1 protein-coding gene is annotated in these 285 nt (G+C 64.6%); it reads right to left on the reverse strand.

Annotated elements, in window-relative coordinates; translation table 11 throughout:
* A partial coding sequence (locus EN852_RS40015; RefSeq protein WP_135879990.1) for an aldehyde dehydrogenase family protein occupies nt 1-285 on the reverse strand: 285 nt, incomplete at both ends.

A 285-nucleotide genomic window follows, 5' to 3' on the forward strand; every position in this document is an offset into this window, starting at 1 on the left:
CACTGAAGCTTCGAACAATAGGCGCGACGACGACGTGCAGCGCTCGCCGTTCAGCGAATAGATCATGAAGACGGCGGCGTCCGCGGCGCGCTCAAGGTCGGCATCGGCGAAGACGATCACCGGGTTCTTGCCGCCGAGCTCGAAATGCACCCGCTTCAGCGTCTCGGCGCCCTGCTTCATGATCATCGAGCCGGTGCGGCTCTCGCCGACGAAGCCGATCGCCTTGATGTCGCGATGCTCGGTCAGCGCCCGGCCCGCATCCTCGCCGAAGCCGTTGACGAGATT

The organism is Mesorhizobium sp. M2E.F.Ca.ET.209.01.1.1 (genome assembly GCF_004010375.2).
Taxonomy (GTDB): Bacteria; Pseudomonadota; Alphaproteobacteria; order Rhizobiales; family Rhizobiaceae; genus Mesorhizobium.